This window comes from Vibrio aquimaris (assembly GCF_009363415.1).
In the GTDB taxonomy this organism is placed as follows: Bacteria; Pseudomonadota; Gammaproteobacteria; order Enterobacterales; family Vibrionaceae; genus Vibrio; species Vibrio aquimaris.
In genome coordinates this window covers 2,953,789-2,978,252 of sequence record NZ_CP045350.1, presented here as the reverse complement: position 1 = coordinate 2,978,252, position 24,464 = coordinate 2,953,789, and the positions used below count along the sequence as shown (strand labels likewise).

Annotated in this window: 26 protein-coding genes; 18 read left to right on the top strand and 8 right to left on the bottom strand. The window is 42.5% G+C overall.

Annotated features, from left to right (window positions below; all coding sequences use genetic code 11):
• Complete coding sequence (hemC, locus tag FIV01_RS13820) at nt 1-939, bottom strand: hydroxymethylbilane synthase (RefSeq protein ID WP_152431498.1); 939 nt, start codon at nt 937-939, stop codon at nt 1-3.
• Nucleotides 940-1,274: 335 nt separating this feature from the next.
• Between hemC and FIV01_RS13815 the strand changes: the two genes are divergently transcribed.
• A complete protein-coding gene (locus tag FIV01_RS13815) occupies nt 1,275-3,803 on the top strand; it encodes a class I adenylate cyclase (RefSeq protein WP_152431497.1) in 2,529 nt (842 codons plus the stop codon).
• Nucleotides 3,804-3,857: 54 nt separating this feature from the next.
• Here FIV01_RS13815 and cyaY read toward each other — a convergent pair whose 3' ends face one another.
• Nucleotides 3,858-4,172, bottom strand: coding sequence for an iron donor protein CyaY (cyaY, locus tag FIV01_RS13810; protein WP_152431496.1), 315 nt, complete (start codon nt 4,170-4,172; stop codon nt 3,858-3,860).
• Between the two features lie 74 nt (nt 4,173-4,246).
• On the opposite strand from cyaY, the gene lptM reads away from it, so the two are divergent.
• From lptM to yigB, 6 genes are read left to right on the top strand one after another with little or no spacing between them, the layout of a single operon-like run.
• A complete protein-coding gene (gene lptM, locus FIV01_RS20945; RefSeq protein WP_415846764.1) occupies nt 4,247-4,369 on the top strand; it encodes an LPS translocon maturation chaperone LptM in 123 nt (40 codons plus the stop codon).
• Between the two features lie 24 nt (nt 4,370-4,393).
• A complete protein-coding gene (gene lysA / locus FIV01_RS13800; RefSeq protein WP_152431495.1) occupies nt 4,394-5,647 on the top strand; it encodes a diaminopimelate decarboxylase in 1,254 nt (417 codons plus the stop codon).
• 9 nt (nt 5,648-5,656) lie between these two features.
• Complete coding sequence (gene dapF, locus FIV01_RS13795) at nt 5,657-6,487, top strand: diaminopimelate epimerase (RefSeq protein WP_152431494.1); 831 nt, start codon at nt 5,657-5,659, stop codon at nt 6,485-6,487.
• 26 nt (nt 6,488-6,513) lie between these two features.
• Nucleotides 6,514-7,218, top strand: coding sequence for a DUF484 family protein (locus tag FIV01_RS13790; protein ID WP_152431493.1), 705 nt, complete (start codon nt 6,514-6,516; stop codon nt 7,216-7,218).
• The gene (gene xerC / locus FIV01_RS13785; protein ID WP_152431492.1) at nt 7,190-8,119 is read left to right on the top strand and encodes a tyrosine recombinase XerC; all 930 of its coding nucleotides are present in this window, start codon (nt 7,190-7,192) and stop codon (nt 8,117-8,119) included. The genes FIV01_RS13790 and xerC overlap by 29 nt, the downstream gene beginning before the upstream one ends.
• Nucleotides 8,119-8,850: a 5-amino-6-(5-phospho-D-ribitylamino)uracil phosphatase YigB gene (gene yigB, locus FIV01_RS13780; RefSeq protein ID WP_152431738.1), complete on the top strand. Its 732-nt coding sequence runs from the start codon at nt 8,119-8,121 to the stop codon at nt 8,848-8,850. Before xerC ends, yigB begins: the two co-directional genes overlap by 1 nt.
• Before the next feature lie 61 nt (nt 8,851-8,911).
• Here yigB and FIV01_RS13775 read toward each other — a convergent pair whose 3' ends face one another.
• Both FIV01_RS13775 and FIV01_RS13770 read right to left on the bottom strand, forming a co-directional pair.
• On the bottom strand, nt 8,912-9,502 hold the full coding sequence (locus FIV01_RS13775; RefSeq protein ID WP_152431491.1) for a tRNA-uridine aminocarboxypropyltransferase: 591 nt from the start codon (nt 9,500-9,502) through the stop codon (nt 8,912-8,914).
• Between the two features lies 1 nt (nt 9,503).
• A complete protein-coding gene (locus tag FIV01_RS13770; protein WP_152431490.1) occupies nt 9,504-11,021 on the bottom strand; it encodes a COG3650 family protein in 1,518 nt (505 codons plus the stop codon).
• A gap of 38 nt (nt 11,022-11,059) precedes the next feature.
• On the opposite strand from FIV01_RS13770, the gene FIV01_RS13765 reads away from it, so the two are divergent.
• Entirely contained in the window at nt 11,060-11,527 is a 468-nt protein-coding gene (locus FIV01_RS13765) for an EVE domain-containing protein (RefSeq protein WP_152431489.1), read from the top strand.
• 13 nt (nt 11,528-11,540) lie between these two features.
• On the opposite strand, the gene FIV01_RS13760 is transcribed toward FIV01_RS13765, so the two are convergent.
• Nucleotides 11,541-12,368 (bottom strand): Cof-type HAD-IIB family hydrolase, encoded by an 828-nt coding sequence (locus tag FIV01_RS13760; RefSeq protein ID WP_152431488.1) that lies wholly within the window; start codon nt 12,366-12,368, stop codon nt 11,541-11,543.
• 113 nt (nt 12,369-12,481) lie between these two features.
• The gene (locus tag FIV01_RS13755; RefSeq protein ID WP_152431487.1) at nt 12,482-13,471 is read right to left on the bottom strand and encodes an alpha/beta fold hydrolase; all 990 of its coding nucleotides are present in this window, start codon (nt 13,469-13,471) and stop codon (nt 12,482-12,484) included.
• A gap of 85 nt (nt 13,472-13,556) precedes the next feature.
• Here FIV01_RS13755 and rhtB point away from each other — a divergent pair, with 85 nt between their 5' ends.
• From rhtB to FIV01_RS13705, 9 genes are all read left to right on the top strand, one after another.
• Nucleotides 13,557-14,174 carry a homoserine/homoserine lactone efflux protein gene (gene rhtB / locus FIV01_RS13750; RefSeq protein WP_152431486.1) on the top strand — a complete coding sequence of 206 codons (618 nt, stop codon included), beginning with the start codon at nt 13,557-13,559 and terminating at the stop codon, nt 14,172-14,174.
• 13 nt (nt 14,175-14,187) lie between these two features.
• Nucleotides 14,188-15,414: an EAL and HDOD domain-containing protein gene (locus FIV01_RS13745; protein WP_152431485.1), complete on the top strand. Its 1,227-nt coding sequence runs from the start codon at nt 14,188-14,190 to the stop codon at nt 15,412-15,414.
• A 105-nt stretch (nt 15,415-15,519) separates the two neighbouring features.
• Nucleotides 15,520-15,867 carry a metalloregulator ArsR/SmtB family transcription factor gene (locus tag FIV01_RS13740; RefSeq protein ID WP_152431484.1) on the top strand — a complete coding sequence of 116 codons (348 nt, stop codon included), beginning with the start codon at nt 15,520-15,522 and terminating at the stop codon, nt 15,865-15,867.
• Between the two features lie 12 nt (nt 15,868-15,879).
• On the top strand, nt 15,880-16,881 hold the full coding sequence (locus FIV01_RS13735) for an ArsJ-associated glyceraldehyde-3-phosphate dehydrogenase (protein ID WP_152431483.1): 1,002 nt from the start codon (nt 15,880-15,882) through the stop codon (nt 16,879-16,881).
• Nucleotides 16,882-16,943: 62 nt separating this feature from the next.
• Nucleotides 16,944-18,116, top strand: coding sequence for an organoarsenical effux MFS transporter ArsJ (gene arsJ, locus FIV01_RS13730; RefSeq protein ID WP_415846766.1), 1,173 nt, complete (start codon nt 16,944-16,946; stop codon nt 18,114-18,116).
• 111 nt (nt 18,117-18,227) lie between these two features.
• Nucleotides 18,228-19,205 (top strand): amidohydrolase family protein, encoded by a 978-nt coding sequence (locus FIV01_RS13725; RefSeq protein ID WP_152431481.1) that lies wholly within the window; start codon nt 18,228-18,230, stop codon nt 19,203-19,205.
• Between the two features lie 348 nt (nt 19,206-19,553).
• A complete protein-coding gene (locus FIV01_RS13720; protein WP_114787958.1) occupies nt 19,554-19,919 on the top strand; it encodes a DUF4145 domain-containing protein in 366 nt (121 codons plus the stop codon).
• A gap of 902 nt (nt 19,920-20,821) precedes the next feature.
• Nucleotides 20,822-21,445 (top strand): lysoplasmalogenase, encoded by a 624-nt coding sequence (locus FIV01_RS13710; protein ID WP_152431480.1) that lies wholly within the window; start codon nt 20,822-20,824, stop codon nt 21,443-21,445.
• A gap of 170 nt (nt 21,446-21,615) precedes the next feature.
• The gene (locus FIV01_RS13705) at nt 21,616-22,200 is read left to right on the top strand and encodes a YhgN family NAAT transporter (protein WP_152431479.1); all 585 of its coding nucleotides are present in this window, start codon (nt 21,616-21,618) and stop codon (nt 22,198-22,200) included.
• Nucleotides 22,201-22,241: 41 nt separating this feature from the next.
• On the opposite strand, the gene FIV01_RS13700 is transcribed toward FIV01_RS13705, so the two are convergent.
• On the bottom strand, nt 22,242-22,508 hold the full coding sequence (locus FIV01_RS13700) for a DUF1145 domain-containing protein (protein WP_152431478.1): 267 nt from the start codon (nt 22,506-22,508) through the stop codon (nt 22,242-22,244).
• Nucleotides 22,505-23,119, bottom strand: a complete 615-nt coding sequence (gene rsmD / locus FIV01_RS13695; protein WP_152431477.1) for a 16S rRNA (guanine(966)-N(2))-methyltransferase RsmD — start codon at nt 23,117-23,119, stop codon at nt 22,505-22,507. The genes FIV01_RS13700 and rsmD overlap by 4 nt, the downstream gene beginning before the upstream one ends.
• 208 nt (nt 23,120-23,327) lie before the next feature.
• Between rsmD and ftsY the strand changes: the two genes are divergently transcribed.
• Complete coding sequence (gene ftsY, locus FIV01_RS13690) at nt 23,328-24,464, top strand: signal recognition particle-docking protein FtsY (RefSeq protein ID WP_152431476.1); 1,137 nt, start codon at nt 23,328-23,330, stop codon at nt 24,462-24,464.

The window sequence follows — 24,464 nt, the reverse complement described above, 5'->3', positions numbered from 1 at the left end:
TTAGCCTTGCTTCGCGTACAATCTGGTTAGTATGTCGCGAGCACCATTATCGAGCAGCTGATTAGCGAGTGTTACACCAAGAGTTTCTGCCTCATTTCTGGATCCTCGAATTTCACCTCGAATAATTTTTGAACCGTCAGGCTCTCCGACTAAGGCTCTGAGCCATAGCTCCTCTCCTTGCAAAACAGAGTAACTGCCGATTGGTACTTGGCAGCCGCCTTCTAGTGTTAAATTCATTGCACGCTCGCACATAACTTTATCGTAGGTTGCTCTGTGATTGAGCGGTTCAAGAAGCTTTATTAGTTGTTGGTCGTCAAGACGACATTCGATACCAATAGCCCCTTGGCCGACCGCAGGTAAAGATTGCTCAGGCTCTATAAAGCTACGTATGCGCTGTTCCAATTTAAGACGCTTAAGTCCCGCAGCTGCGAGAATAATGGCGTCATATTCGTTGGAGTCGAGCTTATTTAGTCGGGTGCCGACATTACCTCTGAGTTCTTTTATCTCTATATCAGGGCGATATTCTTTGAGTTGACACTGCCTACGTAAGCTACAGGTTCCAACAATCGCTCCTTGAGGGAGTTGGTCAATGCAATCGTATTTGTTGGATACAAACGCATCTCTTGCATCGTCACGTTCACAAATCGTAACTAAACCTAAACCTTCTGGAAAATCAACCGGCACATCTTTCATTGAATGAACGGCTAGGTCGGCACGATTTTCTAGCATGGCAACTTCAAGCTCTTTGACAAATAAGCCTTTACCCCCAACCTTTGCCAAAGGAGTATCTAAAATGACATCGCCTTTGGTAACCATAGTGATGAGTTCAACCTTCAGCCCTGGGTGCGCCGCTTGTAGCGCTTCTTTTACATAGTTTGCTTGCCATAGTGCAAGGGGGCTTTTTCGTGTAGCAATACGAATTGGGGTTGATTGAGTCATATTGGTATATTTAATGTGAACTATAGATGTTCTAATCCTACCACTCTCCAGAAAAAAATCTTACTGCTAGATCTTGGCGTTGGTTGATTCATTTCGGCCTAGCATATAATATTCAAAATTGTGTGATCTTGATCTCATTTATATATTGAGCTATTGTTACTAAAGAAAGATACGTACCACACTATGACGCAAGCGTATTGATTAACAAAATAATGTTAATGTGGTCATACCTTTCTTTACCAATGACAATAAAAGTGTTAAATTGATCACGTTTTGTCAGTGCTTTCGAGTACTTTGTCATCAAGGCACCGTTAGGAATTTACAAGGATTTTACCTTGCAGGCTTACACAAAGACGCTTATCCAGAGATTAGATAACTTAAACCAGCAGCGTATTGAGCGTGCTCTGGCTCTTATGGATATTCAAGGCCAGCATGTTTTTCACTTGATCCCAGCGCTCCTTCATTTCAATCATACCTCCATCCCAGGTTATTACGATGCTCATGTCCCGTTTGGGGTATTCGGTCTCGAGTTTAATGCGGTTCAGCAGCAATTTATCGAAGATACCGAGCTCACGACGGGTCAACCTTTGGAGACATGCTCTCAGCCGGCTATTTTAGCTTTGTATACCATGGGAAGTACGTCATCTATCGGCCAAAGTACTTCCAGTGACCTAGATATCTGGGTTTGCGTTTCACCAACGATGAGCTGCGAAGATAGGGAGAGCTTGTCCAATAAGTGTTTATTAATCACAGAGTGGGCACAAAACCAAGGTGTTGAAGCCAATTTCTTTGTGATGGATGAGAAGCGCTTTCTTACCAACCACTCAGAAGAAATGACTGGAGATAACTGTGGCTCCTCTCAGCACCTTTTGCTACTTGATGAGTTTTATCGGTCAGCCGTTCGTTTAGCTGGACAAAGGCTACTCTGGCAAATTGTACCTCCAGAGATGGAAGAATGTTACGATGAGTACGTTCAAGGTCTTTGTCGCCAAGGTATTATTGATTGTGCTGATTGGATTGATTTTGGACAGTTAAATCGTATTCCAGCAGAGGAATACTTTGGGTCAAATTTATGGCAGTTATACAAGAGTATTGACTCGCCCTACAAGTCAGTATTAAAGGCTATTCTACTCGAAGCTTATTCGTGGGAGTATCCTCATACTCAGCTCCTTAGTATCGATACTAAACGTCGTTTTTTTGCGCATAAACCTGATCTCTATGGTATGGATGCCTACTATCTGATGCTGGAAAAGGTGACACGATATCTCCTACGCATAGGCGACCATGCTAGGCTCGATCTGGTTAGGCGTTGTTTCTACCTCAAAACGCACGAAAAGCTGTCACGTGAACCTGGTGTGGGTTCGGTTGCATGGCGTCGTGAAGCACTAAGCGATATGATTGACAAGTGGCAGTGGGATGAAAAGGTACTTGCCGAGCTTGATGATCGTCGCAATTGGAAAGTAGAGCAGGTTAAGGTAGTGCATCACGCGTTACTTGATGCACTTATGTTAAGTTATCGAAATTTAATTCAGTTTGCTCGTCGCAACGATATTACTTCGGCGATAAGCCCACAAGATATCAGCATACTGGCCCGTAAGCTCTATGCCGCTTTTGAAGTTCTGCCCGGTAAAGTGACCTTACTTAACCCACAGATCTCTCCTGATTTACATGAACCAGATTTAAGTTTCATAGAGGTGCAGCCGGGGCGAACAAACAAAGCAGGTTGGTATTTATATAAACATCCGCTCAAAGCAGAGAGCCTCATTGGTCAGACATTTTTGGAACATAATGAATATCTCAGTAAGTTAGTCGCTTGGTCTTTCTTCAATGGTTTGATAACTGAGTCGACTCGTTTGCACTCTGTAGTTCGAGATGCACATCTTGATATTGATAAGTTTTATCAAATGGTCAGCGATCTTCGTAACACGTTTTCATTGCGAAAACGTAGGCCGACAATGCAAGCTTTAGCAAGCCCATGTGAAATTAGTCAGTTGGCCATGTTCATCAATTTTGAAGAAGATCCCACCAGTGAATTGAGCGGGCGTTCGCTAAAAGTTGACCTGAAAACCACCGATATCTTCAGTTTTTCAGACCAGCAAGTAAGTCTCGTTGGTAGTGTTGACTTAGTGTATCGCAATTCCTGGCATGAAGTGCGCACCCTACATTTTCGAGGTGAAACAGCGATGCTGGAAGCTTTGAAGACCATTTTGGGTAAAATGCATCAAGATGCCATACCGCCTGAGTCTGTGGATGTATTCTGCTATAGCAAAAATTTGCGTGGGGTGATGCGCAATATGGTGTACCAGCTGCTGGCTGAATGTATAGATTTGCGTCTAAAACCGATCGAGCAGGAGAAACGTCGTCGTTTTAAAGCGTTGAAAATTGCTCAGCAAACTTATGGACTTTTCTTTGAGCGTCGTGGAGTTTCTGTTCAAGTACTAGAGAACTCAGTGGATTTTTATCGCAGTATCTCAATTAGTAAACTTAAAGGCTCTCCGTTGTTAATGTTGGACAAAGAGCAGGAGTTTCAGCTACCGCAAATTGTCGATTGCTACGCAAGCGAAGGTCTAATTCAGTTCTTCTTCGAAGATAGCGAACAGGGCTTTAACATTTACGTGTTAGATGAAGCGAATCGTGTCGAGGTTTACCATCAGTTCAGTGGTATGAAGGATGAGATGATTGCCAGCGTTAATAGTTTTTATACATCAATCAAAGACGATAACCAACTGCCTACCCAATTGATAAACTTTAATTTGCCTCAATACTATCAAATTGTTCACCCTATGGAAGGGGAATCATACATAGAGCCCTATCGTAATGATGGTTGCACTTACGCAAAGTCCGATAAGGCGGTGAATGCATAACAGTCTGTTGGCTACCTCAAGTTGCTGTTTGAGGCGCCAACACAGGCTGAGTGATTAGGCCCAGTCAATCTCTTCGGTGCAGTGTTTAACACATTCTTGCTTTACCATGGAGATAAGCTCTATCCCCGTTTTGGAACATACCCACTTTGAATCGACCAAAGCAAAATGAAAACCTCCTGATTTCGATGCTATCCATATTTCTTTCATTGGCTCTTGACGGTTTATGATGATTTGACTTCGGTCTTCGAATTCTAGAGTCATCACATTACCTGAGGTTTCATAGTCAATATCTGCACCGGAATCATCAATCATTTCCTCGATGATCTGCATTTGAATATCTACCAACTGATGAAATTCAGTATCGTTCATCTTGTTACCCTATTGCTTTTCTAGAATGTGGTGCGATTATAGGGGGCATTGAAAGATTAATCACGATACAAGGCATGAAAAAATCACTCGTTGCTTTATTTGTTTTAACCCTTCTTGGTTTGACCGCTTGTGGTCAAACTGGACCTCTTTATATGCCCGAAGATGCGTCTCAAAATGAGCAGCCTTCACAACAATAACTATTTTTCACAAGGGATCGCATTTTGGATTACTTTAACTATCAGGATGATGGCCAGCTTTGGGCCGAAGATATACCTCTCACTCAGTTAGCAGAGCAGTACGGGACTCCTTTATACGTATACTCACGCGCGACACTTGAGCGTCATTGGAATGCGTTTGATAAATCGGTTGGGAAACACCCGCACCTAGTTTGCTACGCTGTTAAAGCGAATTCGAATTTGGGTGTTCTGAATACTCTAGCACGTATAGGCTCTGGCTTTGATATTGTATCTGGTGGTGAGTTAGAGCGTGTTATTGCCGCTGGTGGTGAACCTAGCAAGGTGGTATTTTCCGGTGTGGGTAAAACCTCACAAGAGATGGAACAAGCTTTAAAACTTGGCATTAAATGTTTCAATGTTGAGTCTGAACCAGAGCTTGAAAGATTAAACCAAGTTGCTGGTAAGTTAGGTTTGAAAGCACCTATTTCGCTGCGTATCAATCCAGATGTGGACGCAAATACTCACCCCTATATTTCAACCGGACTACGTGATAACAAGTTCGGTATAGCTTTTGATAGGGCGCCAGCAGTATATAAATTTGCTCAAGGCCTTGAGCATTTGGATATTCAAGGGATTGATTGTCATATCGGATCACAGCTTACCGACATTGAGCCTTTCATTGATGCGACCGATCGTCTTTTAGCTCTAATCGATGATCTTAAGACTCAGGGTATAAATATTAAGCACCTTGATGTTGGTGGCGGCTTAGGAGTGATTTACCGGGATGAATTGCCACCTCAGCCTTCAGATTACGCTAAGGCTTTGTTGGGAAGGTTAGAGAACCACCAGGATCTCGAACTCATCTTTGAACCTGGTCGTGCCATAGCCGCTAATGCAGGGGTTTTGTTGACTAAGGTTGAATTTCTTAAACACACAGAGCATAAGAACTTTGCCATCATTGATGCTGCGATGAACGATTTAATGCGTCCTGCGTTATATCAAGCGTGGCAAGATATTGTACCTGTCGTGCCAAAGGATGGACAAGCTGTCACTTATGACTTGGTGGGACCAATTTGTGAAACAGGCGATTTTCTCGGTAAAGACAGATCATTGGTTATCGAAGAAAATGACGTATTGGCCGTACGATCTGCTGGGGCATATGGCTTTGTGATGTCTTCCAACTATAATACTCGAGCTCGTGCTGCTGAAGTTATGGTTGATGGTGATAGGGTACACTTAGTACGTCAGCGTGAAGAATTATCGAGCTTGTGGGCACTAGAGAATATTCTTGCGGAGTGATTTGATCATATGCATTTCCATTTTTCTAAAATGCATGGTTTGGGTAATGACTTTATGGTTGTCGATTGTATTACCCAAAACATCTTCTTTTCCCCTGATTTGATCCGCCGTTTGGCGGATCGTCATACAGGGGTGGGTTTTGATCAGCTTTTAGTCGTTGAAGCACCCTATGATCCAGAAACTGATTTCCACTATCGGATCTTTAACGCTGACGGAAGTGAAGTTGAACAGTGTGGCAATGGTGCTCGATGTTTTGCCCGATTCGTGCGAATGAAAGGCTTAACTAATAAGTTCAGCATCAGTGTTAGCACTAAAAAAGGCAAAATGATTCTCAATATCGAGGATGATGACCAAGTCACGGTGAACATGGGTGTGCCGGAATTTGAACCAAGCAAAATCCCTTTTAAAGCCAAGCAAGTTGAAAAGACCTACATCTTACGTGCTGATGAACACACCTTATTTTGTGGTGCGGTCAGCATGGGAAATCCACATGTTGTGACAGTAGTGGATGATATCCAAACAGCCGATGTTGATAATCTTGGGCCTCTATTAGAATCACATGAGCGTTTCCCAGAGCGAGTTAACGCAGGATTTATGCAGATAGTGAGTCGCAATGAAGTTAACCTCAGAGTATATGAACGCGGTGCGGGAGAGACTCAAGCATGTGGCAGCGGCGCATGCGGCGCTGTGGCTGTTGGGATAGTACAATCCTCACTGGACGAAACAGTGAAAGTGAATTTGCCTGGTGGTTCGTTAAAAATTAGTTGGAAAGGCCCGGGTAAACCACTGTTTATGACAGGTCCAGCATGCCATGTGTTTGATGGTCAGCTAAGCTGTTAAAAGAATAATCGGATAACGGAGTTAATGTGTCACAAGTTGAGCTAGAAGGGCTAACAGCTGAGGTTGTTGCTGATTATTTGCGAGACCATCCTGAATTTTTTATCGGCCGCAGCGGGTTAATCGACAGACTGGTTTTACCCCATAATGAAAGTGGTACTGTTTCTCTAGCTCACTTGCAAATGCAGAGGCAACGTCAACGTATTGAAGAGTTGGAAGAAGAAATTACGGCTCTGATGTCACTGGCAAAAAGTAATGATCGAACTTTTCACGAGTTTATGGCACTTGAAGAGCAGATTCTAAAGTGTGACAGTATGGTGTCTGTTATTGAAGTCGTTGAAGAGACAGCAAAGTCGATGGGATTGGTCGCTTACTTCCGTTTGTTAGATGTGCCTTCAACGCACTATTCTCTTAACAAAACTGAGTATCAAGGTTTCGCCACTAGTCATTTGAATGGTAAAAGTGCTTACTTAGGGCGGCTGCGTAAAGCTGATCGCATTAGGCTACTTGGGGATGGCATACAGGCCCCTGAAATGGGCTCTTATGTCATTTTGCCGCTAAAAAATAAATCACTTCAGGGCATTCTCGCCTTTTCAAGTAGTGATGGTGGGCACTTCCAACCTAATATGGATACGTTGTTTTTGAGGCACCTTGCGCTTGTTTTGTCTCATTTGATTTACACCTTACCATGGAAAAATGAGGCCTATGAAGCCACCAACCATTCCTCTTCCTAGTGACTTACAAAATCCATTGAATCGTTTCTATGAATACTTAAGAAGTGAAAAAGGACTGAGCCTACACACCCAGCGTAATTACAAACAACAACTAGAGACTATGGCAGGGCATTTGGTCACGATGGGCTTAAAAGATTGGTCTCAGGTTGACTCTACATGGGTTCGACAGCTTGCCAGTAAGGGTATGCGCGATGGAATGAAGGCGAGTAGCCTTGCAACACGATTATCATCATTGCGTAGTTTTTTCGACTTTTTAATCTTGCGCGGCCAACTCACAGCTAACCCAGCAAAAGGTGTCTCTGCACCGCGTAAACAAAGAACCTTGCCAAAGAATCTTGATGTTGATGAAGTAAATCAGCTGCTTGAAGTGAATGAAGATGATCCATTAGCCATTCGCGATCGCGCTTTGATGGAGCTAATGTATGGTTCAGGGCTGCGATTGGCGGAGACAGTGAGTATCGATGTTCGTCATCTAAGCTTATCTTCTGGTGAAATTCGTGTAGTCGGTAAAGGAGACAAGGAGCGTAAAGTCCCTTTTTCAGGTATGGCAAGAGAATGGGTAACAAAATGGCTTAAGGTTCGCGCGAGCATCGCTAATGCTGATGAGCCAGCCCTGTTTGTGTCTAAGCTCGGAGGAAGAATTTCTCATCGTAGTGTACAAAAACGTTTAGCGGAATGGGGGCAAAAGCAGTCAGTGGCGAGTCATATTAGCCCACATAAGCTTCGCCACTCCTTTGCAACTCATATGCTAGAGTCAAGCCAGAACTTGAGAGCAGTTCAAGAGCTTTTAGGGCATGAGAATATTTCTACCACTCAAATATATACTCATCTCGACTTTCAGCATTTGGCTGATGTGTACGATAAAGCGCATCCCAGAGCGAAGAAAAAAGAGGAAAAATGATGAGGTTCTTTCGTCCATTATCCGCAATCGACGCTATGACTTTCGATTTGGATGATACCTTGTACGATAATCGCCCTGTCATCAGGCGCCTAGAAACCGAATTTGTCTCATGGTTACATAAACATCATCCTATATCAGCAACTCAACCTATGAGCTGGTGGCGACAGTTGAAAAAAGAGTTAGTTAGGCAAGATGCTTGGTTAGCCAATGATCTATCCTTGTGGCGCTATAAGCAGATTGAACTTGGTTTATACCGTTTAGGGTATGAAGAGCAGCAAGCTCAGCAGGCAGCTGACGAGGCCATGGAGCAAGTGCGCTACTTAAGGAGTGACTTTGAAGTGCCTCAGCAAACTCATCGAGTTCTGCAAGCTTTAGCCAAACAAATCCCTTTAGTGGCGATCACCAATGGTAATGTCGATGTTGAGCGTATTGGCTTGGCGGACTATTTCTCTTTGGTACTGAAAGCCGGGCAAGATGGGTGCGCAAAACCTCATCGACAAATGTTTGATAAAGCCATCGAGTATCTCCAGCTACCACCAGTTAAGGTATTGCATGTTGGAGACCATCTGCTAAGTGATGTGAAGGGCGCTAAAGATTGCGGACTGCAAACCTGCTGGTTCAACGACCAATCTGCACAGCTTAGTAAGCATCCGTGTGCTCGGATTTTACCCGATATTGAGGTGTCTAGCTTGACTGAGCTTGAGTCATTAGCTGGCAATATAAACAACTGATTAGTTATCTTTCAAAGTTGTTGTGGCTACTGTTTTCCCTATTTGAAATGAATTAGGTAGATTAGAACTGATGGCCGCTCTTATCTGCATGAAATACCTTGTTGTAATGGTCAAGAAACAAGCTTAGCTTTTCGGCAGAGCCTGTATCACCTAGCGCTTGGACAATTTCAGCTCCTACTTCTAGGGTGCATAAGTGGCCAGGCTCTTGATTTCGGCGAAGTTGGTAGTTTGAAACAGCACTTGTCTGCAGACTGACCTTTGGTAAGTCTGCGAGCCATGGACTTTTGCGTAATATTTTTTTTGCTTCCTGCCATGTGCTGTCAATGATGATAAAAAGTGGCTTTTTACCTTGTTCTTCACTTAGCTGTATGGCCTTATCTACCAATTGGCTCTCTTCTTCGGGGAAAAGTAAAAAGGTTTTGTAGCTTGGGTCTGATATTAAAGATATGAGCCTAGAACATGGCTTGTTTCTTTGCCAAATATGCCGACTGGTTGTTTGAATGGATTGAAGTAGCCAGCGCCCTGTATTAGTCTCTCGCGATTGCTCATTTTCATGCATCAAAATTGCAATGTGTGCACGGACATCAATTGATGGTAAGTGCTCACATACGCAATTGTATTTTAGTCGGCATAGGTTACAAACAGTAGGCATATTACAGTTTGATTCCTCCTTGGTGAGGTGTTATGCCATCAGCAAAAAGCTGGATAGGGCTTATTTCTTGATAGTTAGCAACAGGCGCATTACTTGGGTTAAGCGGATATTGGCTCCCATCAAACTTTAATGTGTGCTGATTGGGAATAGCTCCGCCACCACTAACAAACATCACGAGATCTCGCCAGTTATGATGACTGTTAGTGCCTAAGTTTAATGGCGTTTGCACTAACGTGATGCGGCTATTGAACTGCCACTCTCTATTACTGTTACTAAAAATCAACATGGTACAGCCACCTGAACCACACCAATCTAATTGGACTAACAGCTCTTCCTGCCCATCATTATTCAAATCATACGTAAGCCAGCGATAACGTGTGTCGGCAGCGTCCTGATTGGTCTTGGTAAAGTAAGAACGTAATGCGTGGTCCACTTTAGGATTGAACTCAGCACTTGAAAATATTTTGTTGCTGTCTGATACAGTAGGCTTTTCTGAGTCTATGTTTGCTGATTTGTAGAGGTTTAAGCCTCCGTCAGCAATATCGTATACCACAGTTCCCACTTTTTCTTGTGTTGCTTTTAGTTGGCCGGATTCAAATTGAGTGTAGATGCGCTCAGAGCGTAACACCTGACCTTGTAAATGAGTACTGACCACTTGGATTTGTTGGTTGTTTAGCTGCTGCCAAAACCCTTTTTCTACCGTGTCTTCACCGCCATTTTGGTAGCTGTATGTGGTGCTAGCAGTATGGTCTGGATTTAATGTCAGGCTAACACTAAAGGCCGAGTTTTTGGTCGATTTGGCCTGATAAATCGCAGCCCAGTTTAATGAGGGATCTTGATTGGAAAGTGTGGCACAGCCTCGATAGTTTTTATCACTAAGACTGAGTGATGCGCTCCAGCCATATAGGCTGTCACTCATGGTATCTGTACAGCTTTGTTGGTTGAGCTCTAGGTGTCCATTGCTGAACGTGTATCGGCGACGTTCTTGTTGAAGCTTGCTTGATTGTAAATCGAATTCTTGTTTTGGATAGCCCATTTGATTAAAAAGTAGTGAGCTTTGCTTAAATTCTACTGACCAAAAGGGTTCATTACCGAAGGCTTTTGTTGGCTGAGCGGGTTGATTACAGCGTTTGGGGTTTTCTGCCGTCAAAAGGTTGATCTGTTCAACAACGAAGCGAGCAGAATAGTTGCCATCAATGCCTTTTTTATCTGCTGTCTCCAAGTGACCTATCATTTCTCCATATAAGGGAGCGTATGGGGAGGGGGCTAGCTTTTGTCCTTGTTGAAATCTGTCTTCTGGCATATCTAGCCAGTACTGCTGTTTACTGCCACAGGGTACAATTGAGCGGACCTCATTACCTAAAACGACTTCCCCTCGTATAACGAACGACTGAGGCTTGATAGATGAAGGGTTACTGAGTGTAGCAAGTGGTGTATCTGCGTGGTTAGACTGGAAACTAGAACAAGCTTGGAGTAGTAAAGCAGCTGTGACCACTACTGGGTTTTTTAACGCCTTCATGGTATATCTTCCTCGGAGTAAATCATTCGGACCCCATTATGGCATATTGGCTATTCAAAACTGAACCAGACACTTTCTCTATTGACACACTTCGCACACAGGTTACTTCCTGCTGGGAAGGTGTCCGTAACTACCAAGCGCGTAATATGCTCAGAGACAAAGTTAAAGTTGGTGATTTAGTATTCATCTATCATTCGTCTTGCAAACATGTTGGCGTGGCTGGCATTGCTAAAGTGATAAGAGAGTCCTATCCGGATCATTTCGCCTTTGACCCAGAGAGTGAATATTTTGATGCTAAGTCTTCAGCCGAGAATCCACGCTGGTTTATGGTGGATATTGAGTTTGTGAGAAAAACGCAGCGTGTGATCCCGTTATCTGTGATGAAAGCAATGCCAGAGCTTGAAAACATGCCGTTAGTGAAACCTGGTAGCCGCCTGTCAGTCATGCCGGTCAGTGACGATGAATGGCAGGCGATACTCGAAAAAGAAGCAGGAGCTTGGTTGTAGTTAAGCGTCTACGTTAGAAAAGGTGGGTATGCAGGTAGTGGGCAACTGCATCATTAGCATTGCTGCCTATCACTTCGTTATCTGGAAGAGCGTTTTTTACTTTGTCATGCGCTGTTTCCATTACAAGTCCTTTACCTGCCATTGTTAGCATTTCAACATCATTCATTCCGTCGCCAAATGCAATGCAGTTTTCAAGTGTTAAACCAAGAGACGTAGCGATAACGTTAAGCGCTTCACCCTTAGAAACCTCGGCTGCCATTACTTCAAGACACCAAGGTGTTGAGAAGGCGACATTGAGTTTTCCTGCAAATTTATCATTTAACAAGTTCTCAAATTGAACTAAATGTTCATGATCTTTATTCGGATGAGTAAAGAAAATTTTAGCGATGCCTGAGGTTGGCGCAGCATGAGAGTCAAACATCTCAACATTAAAATCAGACTCACTATGAAAGATTGCGGTTGTTTCATCTTCACGGTTTAATAACCAAGTTTCGTCTTGATAAATGTGAATAAAAATATCAGGGTCTTGACGCACTATATCTATTACAGGTTGGACCAAGTCTGATGGTATGTTATTGCTGTACATCAGATTATCGTCTTTATCATGAACTCGAGCACCGTTAGAGGTGATCATGTAAGCAGGAATTCCTACTTGGCTTCGAATGCCAGCGACATCAATGTGATGACGACCAGTTGCAAAAATAAAGGTATAACCTTTTTGAAACAGCTCTTTCAAGGTGTGTTTGGAGAACTCGCTGAGTTTATGATCGGGTGCAAGTAAGGTGCCATCTAAATCTGAGGCGACGAGTTGAAAAGGGGTTTCTGTGCGTATTTCTGTCATATCATCCTCACGATTTATTGATAAATACTGCTCAACGGGTCTGAATCTTTATGTTACAGCAGTGATAAGAATAAAAAGAGGGTAAAGATGGCTTTGATTTTTTTCCTAGTTTGTCAATAACGGCGGTAAAAAGAGAGAATGCTATCGAGTGCTTGGTTCCGATATTCATCCTTTTCAAATAAAATCTCGTGGCGCGAGTTTTCGATGACTTTTAATACACAGTCGTGATTGTTTTTAATCACTTTGTTGTAAAACTTTAGTTGATCACAATTGGAGACAACTTTGTCATCGCCCGCTTGCAGGATAAGAAGCGGGTTCTTAATGTGTCTTGCCATCAGATGACATTTTTGGGCGGCCATAAGGCCTTGCCACACCCACCGGTGGCTAGCGCCACCAATTTTAAGTTCCGGTTTTTGCTCGTACAAGGCTCTAAACCATTGGTAGCGGACATGGCTTTGACTGAGTAGGTTTCCATCAAAGGGCTTTGGATAGTATGGCAGTTGCCCTGGAGCAAACTTTGGTTGGCTTGAAAGCACGGCCATCAGCTGATTAAAAGGAATGGCAACAAGTTGAAGGTGCCAAGGCAGATTGACACCAAACATGGGTGCACTTAGTGCAATAGCGGCAAAGGGATGTTGAGGGTATGTTTGAAGGTAACGAGTTACGATATTGCCACCCATGGAGTGTCCCATCAGGTAGAGGCTTTTGTATCGTTCTAAACTAAAGTGTTGCACTAGGTGATGTAAATCATGAGTATAGTCCTCAAAATCATCAACGTAGCCCATCTGGCTGTCATCGATTAATCGTTCGGATAAACCCTGGCCGCGATGATCGAAAGAGTAAATGTTATAACCTTGCTGGAAGAGGTCAAAGAAGAGTTCTTGATACTTCCAAACACACTCAATACGCCCATTGACGATCACAATGGCTTTGTTATTGTGGGCGGATGAAATTTTTATCCAGTACAAACGAGTTTTATCAAAGGATTGAATAAAACCTTCTTCACGTCTTGCCCATAGCTGAGTAATATCGCTATTGATTACTTGCTCAAAATTCAACTCTTGGGTATAAGAGGGTTGAATAGTTACGGATGATTTATTCATAATCTTGGGTCTACTGCCGACACGAATAAAATTAATGAGTTTAAATTATGTGTCCCTAAGGTCGTTTAGTCGAGGAGAAAATACAGTGGATATGCATATTTGGTTCGCCTATGTAGTTACAGCGGTTGTGTTTAGTTTGGCTCCCGGTTCTGGCATGGTAAATTCTGTTAGTAACGGTATTTCCTACGGTACCCGAAAATCATTGGCTGCGGTTGCGGGGCTGCAGATTGGCCTAGCAATACATATCGTGTTAGTTGGGGTTGGTATTGGCGCGCTCGTCGCGCAGTCTGCCTCTGTATTTACCGTTATCAAATGGTTTGGAGCAGGATATCTGATTTGGCTTGGGGTTCAAAAATGGCGAGACACCTCTACCTTGACCACACACCATGCCGATAAAGCATTGCCAGCTAGTGCCATGATGCGCAAAGCGACACTGATTAATCTGACCAACCCTAAGTCGGTTGTTTTTTTGGTCGCACTTTTTCCTCAGTTTATTGACCCTGCCAGTGAGCAACTAACGCAATTCTTATTTTTAGGTGTTACCACAGTCGTGATTGATTCCATAGTCATGGTTGGATACACGTCTTTAGCTGCGCAAATGGGGCGTTTTATTCGCTCAGATAAGGTCATGAGTAAACTCAATAAGCTATTTGGCTCCATGTTTATATTTTGTGGGGCATTACTCGCGACAACGAAAGCATAGTGTGTGGTAGTTAATGCGTGATACATATGTAGCTCGTCAGCCAATTTTCAACGCTAGGCGACAGACATTGGGATACGAGCTGCTCTTTCGTGATGGGGAGCAGAATGCTTATCCTGCTCATATTGAGGCGAATCGAGCGACATATAGGCTAATTGTTGAGAACTTTTTATCTCTCGGGGTTAATCCTGCTTTGGTGCAATCACGTAGCTTTATTAACTTTCCCCATAAAAGTTTACTTAGGCGCTTGCCTCTTACTTTGCCAAAGGATAAGGTCGTCATCGAAGTGTTGGAAACCTGTTCTCCCACTGATGAATTATACGAGGCAATAAAAGAAATCAGTCTTGCTGGATATATTGTTGCTTTGGATGATTTTGTATATAGCCAAGAGTGGGAGCGCTTCTTACCTTATGTCCAAATTATAAAGCTTGATATTATGGCTATGGGGTTAGACGAGGCTTGCGAGTTTGTTAAGCAGCATAAATCTCGCGGTAGTCGACGTAAATTTCTTGCCGAGCGTGTTGAGACTGAACAAGACTTTTTAACGGCTCGTTCTGCTGGGTTTACCTTTTTCCAAGGCTACTTCTTTAGTAAACCAGAGATGATAAAGCAGCGTTATATCAGTCCTGAACAGATTATTGCAATGGAGTTACTTAGTGAAGTTTGCAAGACGGAGGTCGACTTTCAAAAGGTAGAAGCGATTGTGGCTAAAGATGTCGCCTTATCTTACCAACTGCTTCGTTTTGTCAATACGATGTCCGAAAGGTTAGCAGTGACTATTTCGTCGTTTCGCCAAGCCTTGGTGTATCTTGGGGAAGATAGGCTACGAATTTTTGTATCTCTCACAGTTGCCTCTTTTATCTCGATTAAAAAACCTAAAGAGCTTTACAATTTGTCTCTTCAACGTGCACAGTTTTGCCAATTGATGGCCCGTGACAACCCATTTAACCAATATAGGGAACAAGCATTTCTTATCGGACTTTTCTCTACATTAGATGCCTTGTTGGATCTCTCTCTTGAAGAACTCGTTAGGCAGTTACCTCTCAACCAAACTATTGAAAAAGCGCTGTTAGAGCGCCAAGGTCCTTATGGTATCTTGCTTAACTTAGAAGAGTGCTATGAGAAAGCCGATTGGCTCGGGATGCAAAGAGCGTGTCACCAGCTCAACTTGTCGGTTGATGAGGTCATGGCTCGAATATCAGAAGCACAGCGCTGGAGCCGAGATATCCACCGGCTCGTTTGAGTTCTCAGAATTCACTCGATGAACTTTTTATGACAATGCCAATCCCCTATTGATTTTCCTTCCCTTATAAATAAATATATATGCATATTCGAATAAGGTTATATTATGTTGCCACATCAGTTTTTTAAATTACTTTCAGATGAAACCAGAGTGCGTTGTGTATTGTTGATCGAACGTGAGCAGTGTTTGTCTGTGGGTGAATTGACCGAGGCTTTGCAGGAAAGTCAGCCGAAGATTTCTCGCCATCTCGCTCAGCTTAGATCAAGTGGAATTTTAGTTGATATCCGGCAAGGTCAGTGGGTTTTTTACCGACTAAGTAAGGACTTGCCCGGTTGGATGAAAAAGTTGGTCGATAATTTGGTTGCCTCACAGTGTTTAGCAACGCTATATCAGAAAGACGTTGCAAGACTTCATCGTATTTCTGGCCGGCCAGTTTGTTGTCAAGATAGATAATAGGAGAAAGTGATGACTATTAAAGTTGGAATCAATGGCTTTGGCCGTATTGGGCGTCTTGCTTTACGTGCTGCATTTGATTGGGAAGATATCGAGTTTATCCAGATCAATGACGTCGCAGGTGATGCACAGACGCTAGCACACTTATTAGAGTTCGACTCAGTGCAAGGGCGTTGGCACCATGAAGTGCAAGCTGAAGCTAACGACATTTTGATTCAGGGGCAACGAATTAAAACACTTCGTGAGAAAGATATTGATGCCGTTGATTGGTCTGGCTGCGATGTTGTGATTGAATCGACAGGCAAACATCGTAAGACCTCTTTGCTTGAGAAGTATCTAACTCAAGGCGTGAAACGTGTTGTTGTTTCGGCGCCTGTAAAGGAAGAAGGCGTCGCCAATATTGTGGTCGGAGTTAACGATAGTATCTTTGACTCTGAAAAGCACCGAATTGTTACTGCGGCATCATGTACAACCAATTGTATTGCTCCGATAGTTAAAGTGATCCATGAGCATCTTGGTATTGAGAAGTCGTCATTTACGACCATTCATGATTTGACTAACACTCAGACTATCCTTGATGCGCCGCATAAAGATTTGCGCCGTGCAAGAGCTTGTGGCATGAGTTTAATTCCTACGACTACTGGCAGTGCTACCGCCATTATTGAAATATTTCCAGATTTAAAAGACAAGATTAATGGTCACGCCGTTCGGGTTCCACTAGCAAATGCGTCGTTGACAGACATTATTTTTGAAGTCAAACGAGACACGACACTAGAGGAAGTGAACAAACTACTCAAAGAGGCATCAGAGGGAGAGCTTAAAGGTATCCTTGGTTTTGAGAGGCGTCCACTAGTGTCCATAGATTACAAAGGCGATCAGCGCTCAACCATAGTTGATGCTCTATCAACCATGGTGGTTGGTGAGCGAATGGTGAAAATCTATGCCTGGTATGATAACGAGATGGGTTATGCAACACGCACCGCTGAGCTAGTAAGAAAAGTAGGTAATGTGTGAGAGCAAGCCAAGATGAGGCATAGTCTGTGAGTGTACTTTTGGCTAAAAATATCCGCCAATATATGTTAGTGACGTTCAATTATTGGAACTTCACCATTACAGATGGCGCATTGAGAATGCTGGTGGTGTTGTATTTCCACGATTTGGGATACAGCACACTGGAAATCGCCTCTCTGTTTTTGTTTTATGAGTTTTTTGGCGTAGTGACCAACCTAGTTGGTGGTTTTTTGGGAGCTAGACTTGGTCTAAATAAGACCATGAATCTTGGATTATTGATGCAGATTGTTGCTTTAACCATGTTGGCTGTCCCTACTGCATGGTTAACCATATCTTGGGTAATGTTGGCACAAGCTTTATCAGGTATTGCAAAAGATCTTAATAAAATGAGTGCCAAAAGCTCTATCAAATCCTTGGTTCCAGAACAGCAACAAGGCGCTTTGTATAAATGGGTCGCTGTTCTGACAGGCTCTAAAAACGCGTTGAAAGGAGTGGGATTTTTTATTGGTGGGTTATTACTGTCTTTAGTTGGATTTAAATATGCTGTGGTCTTGATGGCAAGCATATTGACCTTAGTTCTTATCGGCAGCTTGTATGGTTTAGAAGGTGATTTAGGTAAGGCGAAAAATAAGCCAAAGTTTCATGATATTTTTTCTAAGTCGCGTTCTATTAATATTTTATCTGCCGCACGCATGTTTTTGTTTGGTGCACGAGATGTTTGGTTTGTTGTTGCCTTACCTGTTTATCTAGGGAGTGTCTTTGGCTGGAATCATTCGTGGGTCGGTGGCTTTTTAGCCTCTTGGGTGATTGCTTACGGCCTTGTGCAGGGTATAGCGCCAAAAATAACAGGCAGTTCTGAAGGGAGTGCACCAGATGGTGCTTCGGCGTTATTCTGGGCTGGTTTGCTCGCGGTGATCACAGGGGGCATAGCATATGGGGTTCAAATTGAATGGCAGCCTGAATTAGTTATTATTCTCGGTTTACTCATGTTTGGCGCAGTGTTTGCGATCAATTCATCTTTGCACTCTTACCTTATCGTTAGTTATGCCAAAGGCGATGGCGTGTCTTTGGATGTGGGCTTTTATTATATGGCCAACGCGATGGGACGCTTAATCGGGACTATACTCTCGGGTTGGGTATTTCAAATCGCGGGGCTGGCTACTTGTTTGTGGGTTTCTTTTGTTTTTATTGTTCTAACTACGTTAATTTCTATTCAGTTACCCAGTAGGCGTCATTAAGAGCATAGACACCCATGGTTTTTATGACAGAAAGCTGACTGAGGTTGTATTTTGGTCGGCTTTTTTGTTGTTATATTTTTATGGTAGTTAAAAACGGTTTAAGAGTTGAAAATGAAAAGACGATGGATGCTATGTTTGATGTGGTTTTCTGTGCCTCTAGCTTATGGGTATGAAGGTGGTTATAACGATGCAGAAGTGCACTTTGTCGACTATTTTCAACGAACTGATGGCGTCAAATACTTAGTGCACAATATGGACAAAAGCCATATTGATTATGCTTTTTTGATGGGGCTGCCGATCATAAAAAAATGGAGCGCTTATGACCCTAAGCCACCTAGGTATATGCAAGGAGATGATTCACCAGTTTATTATTATTCTCGTACTGATGACCTTCTTTATCGTGCATTGAACAAATCACCACATAAAGATAGATTTTTCCCTTTTATTACAGGGTTTAACCCTACAGATATGTTTGCCGCCGAACAAATAGAACAAATGATTGACGACAATCCCGGCTTTTGGAAGGGGATTGGGGAGGTCTTAACACGGCATGACAGTTTGTCAGCTCTGACATTAGGTGAACAGGCACGGGCTAATCATCCTGCTCTAATGAAGGTTTATAAGGTAGCAGCCAAGCATCATTTACCAGTGGTATTGCACAGTAATATTACTTCTGAACGTGAAAAAAAGCCGTTGTACAAACATGAGTTGGTGGAAGCTCTCGAGAAGAACCCCAAAACGCGCTTTATATGGGCTCATGCAGGAACAAGTGCGACATTGCTCAAGCGTCAAGATTTGTCTTTTCTTATTGATGAGGTTACACAGTTGCTGGAAGACTACGATAACCTTTATATACTTGCCTCTTGGTCCTTACGTGATGTGATATTAAACAGCCCTCAGTCTAAAGAAGAATGGGCATCTCTTATTACTAAATATCCGCATCGCTTTATGATGGGCTCTGATGTGGTGGGTCGATTTAGAAATACTGGCAAAGTACTGTCTGGTTGGGATGAAATCTTGGATGCCCTACCACCTGAAGTGGCAGATGATATGGCAAAGAACAATATGCTGAAAATGGTGAAACAATAAACTGGATTTGTTAGCACAATGCAAAAGCACATCACTTTGTGATATGCCAAAAACATTATCACCAGGGTTTATGAACTGAAAATAGTGAACACCAATGTGATATTGACATTTTGAGCCAGTCATTCCTTTTGTACATAAATCCAGAACTTACCATGGTTTGTCTTTGTAGCGTTCTTCGAGACACATCACACGTTAGCCAGTTATTTTTCAGTATCCTGATATGGCTAGTCTTTGATTATTCTACATTACTGAATGCATTGAAGTTAGTTATAGATAGTGAGCTTTGAGTGTTGATATTTGTCTGGAGGCTGGTTTTGTACGCTAATGATAGTAGCGATGGAGAGCATTATGTCTGATATTGAAAAGGTAGTAACGAGGACACGGAAGATTGAAACCTTGCTTCGTACACAGTATCACGCAGAGGGTAAGGGGTTGCATCAACTGGTTACCAGCTGCGAGGAGCGACTACCGCACGATGTTATTGGAAAACTACGCTATATCGCAACCATTCGTAATAAAGTTGTCCATGAAGATGATTACCAATTAGAGAGCCGTAAGGACTTTCTTGCTGTGTGTGATGAATGCGAAAAAGAGTTAACCCCAAGAAGTAGCCGCTTTGTCTGGAGGGCCGCAATTACTCTAATGACTTTGATAACTTTGGCTGCACTTTTGTTCTATTATGCTCACTGGGACACTTTGTCCAAACATTTGTAGCTAAGCCTTTAAAACTGTAACTACGCGAAAAATAGTCAAAAGTTGTCATTTGTCGAATAAATAATCCATGTTTGACTATAAAGTTATCATAAAACAAAAAGGGACGCTAACGCGTCCCTTTTTGTTTAATTGGATATGATCTAGTACATCATTGGCAGTGTCATTAGGCCAACAACAACTGCGATCATTACAAGTCCTTGTTTTTGTGAAGAAGTAATCATAACTCTGCTCCTCGATGCTTATCTTTTAATCTATGATTCTAAGAATAGCAGTACTTTCGTAGTTTGATCAAGTATTAATTATTATAACTCTCATGATGTTAGAAGCTAAGACCCTTAAAATTACAGATAAAGTTAGATTAAATTATGATTAACGCTGACTTTTCATATGTTTAAAATTTGTTTGTAATTTTTCGATTAATTATAAGCTTTTGATTTTTATTTGTTTTTTAATCATCCTGTCTTGGTTTTTTATATAGTTTACTGTTTGTGGTGTTTTTAAGGTATACCAATGTCATGGTTAGGTAAAATGTATAATTAGCGGAGCTTTCCTATGAGGAAAACCGAAAGAGCCTTGCTTTTCTTTGGCGATCTTGAGAAAGTTAGGTTTTAATATAAAAGTGTATGTTTATTGAACTCTTCGTTTTTTGTTTAAGATTCTGATTTTAAACTGGTTTTTTGGTTTTTTGATTTGATTTTATAAGTTTTCTTTGGTTTTTTCTATGCTTTTGGTTTTTTGGTTGTGAGATGGCTAAAATGGGTGGGTTTTCCATTTTTATTCTCACTTTTAGTTATAAAGTTGCTCATTACAGAGCCTAACCCAGATCGAAATTTTGTCTTTCATTTCTGGACTTCTTTGCTTGCCTGCCTACACTGGCGACTTGATTTTGAGTAGGGGGAAGCATGTGGAGCTGGCTTTCAGTCGCGTTATCGGGGTTCATTAGCGTCAATGCTAACGAACGCAGCCAATATGTTCAGGCTGCTGTGTTTAAAACACTTTCTCTTTGTATGCTGGTAATTATACTGTGGACGCAGGGTAGGCCTGATGATGTGTCCGTATGGTGGGTTACCTTGGGCATAGTGGTTTCTATGTTTGCCGATATTCTACACATCTATAAAAAAAAGAAAAAGCTATGCTTTTCAGCGTTTATTCTTGCTCAGCTATGTTATAGCGCTGCTTATTGGTTGATGCTGTCTGGTGGAATAGTATGGTGGCTTCCAGCTATGCTGCTTGCCATCGGTGTCGTTGTGTTTTTTCTTATGCTGCCGAAAATAGATCGGGTCATTTTCCCCGTTGTCATTATGGGGATGGTTTTATTTCAGTTTAATTGGGCTGCAGGAGAATTATGGCTAACAGCAGACACAGTGGCCAGCATGATGGGATTTGTGGGAACCCTTACATTGACCTGTTCTGCGGCGCTTTTGGCTGTACATGATTATAAACACTCTATCACCTATGGCCGTTATTTGATTTCTGGTAGTTATTTACTTGCCCATTCGTTGATAGTCGCTTCCTTAATTACTTGATAATCAAGCATTCGACGCACCAAGTATAAAGCCATGATAGATTGATCTAATAACTCTGACTGATGATTAATTGTTTTTCTTATCAATGTGAGAGTTGATTTGCTTGCAATGATCAGAGTGCTCAGGCTAAATATGGAGGCTCGCAACTCTCTGCCATTGGAGGCTCATTGATGGAAATCCTTTCTGCTGCGACCATGCTATTTCTTATTATGGACCCGCTTGGCAATCTCCCTATCGTTTTATCGATTTTGAAACATTTAGACCCAAAGCGCCGACGCAAAGTGCTAATTCGAGAGTTGGTTTTTGCATTGCTGATATTGATGCTGTTTCTATTCGCAGGCAAGGCGATTTTGAGCTTTCTTCATGTGCAGCCCGAAACATTGAGTATCTCTGGTGGAATCATTTTATTTATTATTGCGATTAAAATGATTTTCCCAAGTGCAGGAAGTATTACAGGCCTAGCTGCAGGTGAAGAGCCTTTTATTGTGCCTATGGCGATTCCTATGATCGCTGGGCCTTCGGTCATCGCAGCCTTACTGCTTTTGTCAACGCAGCATCCAGATAAGTTAGTGGAGCTATCCGTTGCGGTGATGCTGGCTTGGGGAGCGACTTTCTTTATTCTTATGTTCTACAGCTTCTTTCACCGCATTCTGGGAGAGCGAGGGCTTAAGGCGATAGAGCGTTTGATGGGGCTTCTACTTGTGATGATTTCAACGCAGATGTTTCTTAACGGCGTCAAAAGTTATCTCAGCTAAAATTAAACCGCCGCTCGAGCGAGCGGCGGTTTTGTATCATGTTACATCATATGTTTGCGGCGAATGTCCAACAGGGCGAATACACCAAATATTAAAATTGACCACTTTTCCCATGTTGTCATCTCAATCTTGTCGCCAAATGCACCAATGAAGATAGCTGATTGTAGGCCGTGCATCATGAACAAAAAGGCCGTTAATATGTAGAGTGCAATGGCTGCTTTACCAGGGAAGGGCATAAAAAAGTTTAGCAGCAGGATTAGCCATACAAATCCAATTGCCATTTTAGCCATTATCAGTAGTGCTTTCATAATATTCTCGTGTCGTTTTGTGTTCTTAAAAATAGTCGATAGCTTACTTGTCCTGCGTGCTTTTCACGGTGCAAATGCCAATTGCTGGGAACGCCTTCCAGCTTAAGCTCTTTTTCTGTTTCAATATAAATCATGGCATCGTCTGCCAACCATCCATTGTTTTCGAGAAGGCAAACGGTTTGTTTCAATAAGCCTTTATGAAAGGGGGGATCAATAAAGGCAATGTGATGGGGCGATCCAGATTGCTGCAAATAGCTCAGAGTATCAGCTTGGATGGCTATGAGGTTTTTTGCATTTAGCGATGAGATATTTTGCTTTAATTGTGCAAATGTACTTTGATTGAGTTCAATCATAGTAACCTCTTCAGCTTGCCTAGAAGCAGCTTCAAAGCCCAAAGAACCAGAGCCTGCATATAGATCAAGACATTTAGCATGAGGTATGTCTTGTGCCAGCCAGTTAAAGAGAGTTTCTTTTACACGATCAGTGGTTGGGCGCAACCCTTCTGCATCATGAACAGGCAATTTTCGCCCTCTCCATAAGCCACTAATGATCCGCACAAAACCGGAGGAAGGCTTTTTTTGTGATGTGTTTTGGTGGCGACGTCGTACCATAGATTCTTTGACCGCTAATAAAGTGATACTATACCCAGTCGCTCAGTGAGTTCGATCTGAGTAAAGCCCAAATTTGTTGATGACAAAGTGTATACCATCACACCTGTGCTGAAAACTTTTCACTTTGTTGTCATTTTTCTTTTCGTAATCGGGACAATACCCGATGAAAAGTGTCAGAGTAAGTTAAGACGATCTAGGATATCCCCAGATGACGGAAAAAAAGAAACGCGGATTACTTTCTTGGTTAGGTTTTGGTGAAGAAGAGCAAACTAGCCATACAACCCATGAACAGAAATCACAGGACATCACTGAAGTTGTTGAACAGGTTGAGGTTATTGAACAACCTGTACAAGAGAGTCCACAAGCATTACAAGACGTAGAATCACAACAAGAAAACATAGCTGTTGAGCAACAGAAACCAACCGAGAGTTTTTTTGTTCGTCTAAAGCGCAGTTTGGCTCGAACTAAAGCCAATATTGGCGCTGGCTTTTTTGGTTTGTTCAAAGGAAAGCAGATTGATGATGAGCTGTTTGAAGAACTGGAAGAGCAATTACTGATTGCCGATGTTGGTATGGATACCACGCTAAAAATCATTAATAACTTAACTGAAAAAGCCTCTCGCCAAGAGCTTAAAGATGGTGAAGCTCTGTATGGTCTGCTTAAAGAGGAAATGGCGGGAATATTAGCAAGTGTTGAAAAGCCACTTGAGATTGAAACTGATAAAACGCCATATGTGATTTTGATGGTAGGTGTAAACGGTGTAGGTAAAACTACAACCATAGGTAAGCTGGCTAAGCAGTTCCAAGCTCAAGGTAAGAAGGTGATGTTAGCTGCTGGCGATACATTTCGTGCGGCAGCTGTGGAACAGTTACAAGTATGGGGAGAGCGTAACCAAGTTCCTGTTGTTGCCCAACATACTGGTGCAGACAGTGCTTCAGTCATTTATGATGCGATTGAATCTGCAAAAGCAAAAGGGTTTGATGTGGTTATCGCAGATACGGCTGGACGTTTGCAAAATAAAGCTAATTTAATGGAAGAGTTAAGAAAAATTGTCCGAGTAATGAAGAAAGTCGATGACACTGCCCCCCATGAGGTCATGCTGACATTGGACGCTGGAACAGGCCAGAATGCGATCAGCCAAGCAAAGCTGTTTAGTGATGTGACGCCCTTGACAGGGATTACCTTAACTAAGCTAGACGGAACAGCAAAAGGCGGCGTTATCTTCGCTCTCGCTGATAAGTTCCAGATCCCTATTCGCTATATTGGCGTGGGAGAGAATATTGACGATCTACGTCCGTTTGAGACTCAGGAGTTTATAGACGCTTTATTTAGCCGCGAAGATTAG

Coding starts and splice junctions, on each gene's coding strand:
- hemC (WP_152431498.1), bottom strand. CDS start 939: ATGACTCAATCAACCCCAATTCGTATTGCTACACGAAAAAGCCCCCTT.
- cyaY (WP_152431496.1), bottom strand. CDS start 4,172: ATGAACGATACTGAATTTCATCAGTTGGTAGATATTCAAATGCAGATC.
- lptM (WP_415846764.1), top strand. CDS start 4,247: ATGAAAAAATCACTCGTTGCTTTATTTGTTTTAACCCTTCTTGGTTTG.
- dapF (WP_152431494.1), top strand. CDS start 5,657: ATGCATTTCCATTTTTCTAAAATGCATGGTTTGGGTAATGACTTTATG.
- xerC (WP_152431492.1), top strand. CDS start 7,190: ATGAAGCCACCAACCATTCCTCTTCCTAGTGACTTACAAAATCCATTG.
- yigB (WP_152431738.1), top strand. CDS start 8,119: ATGAGGTTCTTTCGTCCATTATCCGCAATCGACGCTATGACTTTCGAT.
- FIV01_RS13775 (WP_152431491.1), bottom strand. CDS start 9,502: ATGCCTACTGTTTGTAACCTATGCCGACTAAAATACAATTGCGTATGT.
- FIV01_RS13770 (WP_152431490.1), bottom strand. CDS start 11,021: ATGAAGGCGTTAAAAAACCCAGTAGTGGTCACAGCTGCTTTACTACTC.
- FIV01_RS13765 (WP_152431489.1), top strand. CDS start 11,060: ATGGCATATTGGCTATTCAAAACTGAACCAGACACTTTCTCTATTGAC.
- FIV01_RS13760 (WP_152431488.1), bottom strand. CDS start 12,368: ATGACAGAAATACGCACAGAAACCCCTTTTCAACTCGTCGCCTCAGAT.
- FIV01_RS13755 (WP_152431487.1), bottom strand. CDS start 13,471: ATGAATAAATCATCCGTAACTATTCAACCCTCTTATACCCAAGAGTTG.
- FIV01_RS13745 (WP_152431485.1), top strand. CDS start 14,188: ATGCGTGATACATATGTAGCTCGTCAGCCAATTTTCAACGCTAGGCGA.
- FIV01_RS13740 (WP_152431484.1), top strand. CDS start 15,520: ATGTTGCCACATCAGTTTTTTAAATTACTTTCAGATGAAACCAGAGTG.
- FIV01_RS13735 (WP_152431483.1), top strand. CDS start 15,880: ATGACTATTAAAGTTGGAATCAATGGCTTTGGCCGTATTGGGCGTCTT.
- arsJ (WP_415846766.1), top strand. CDS start 16,944: ATGTTAGTGACGTTCAATTATTGGAACTTCACCATTACAGATGGCGCA.
- FIV01_RS13725 (WP_152431481.1), top strand. CDS start 18,228: ATGAAAAGACGATGGATGCTATGTTTGATGTGGTTTTCTGTGCCTCTA.
- FIV01_RS13720 (WP_114787958.1), top strand. CDS start 19,554: ATGTCTGATATTGAAAAGGTAGTAACGAGGACACGGAAGATTGAAACC.
- FIV01_RS13710 (WP_152431480.1), top strand. CDS start 20,822: ATGTGGAGCTGGCTTTCAGTCGCGTTATCGGGGTTCATTAGCGTCAAT.
- FIV01_RS13705 (WP_152431479.1), top strand. CDS start 21,616: ATGGAAATCCTTTCTGCTGCGACCATGCTATTTCTTATTATGGACCCG.
- FIV01_RS13700 (WP_152431478.1), bottom strand. CDS start 22,508: ATGAAAGCACTACTGATAATGGCTAAAATGGCAATTGGATTTGTATGG.
- rsmD (WP_152431477.1), bottom strand. CDS start 23,119: ATGGTACGACGTCGCCACCAAAACACATCACAAAAAAAGCCTTCCTCC.
- ftsY (WP_152431476.1), top strand. CDS start 23,328: ATGACGGAAAAAAAGAAACGCGGATTACTTTCTTGGTTAGGTTTTGGT.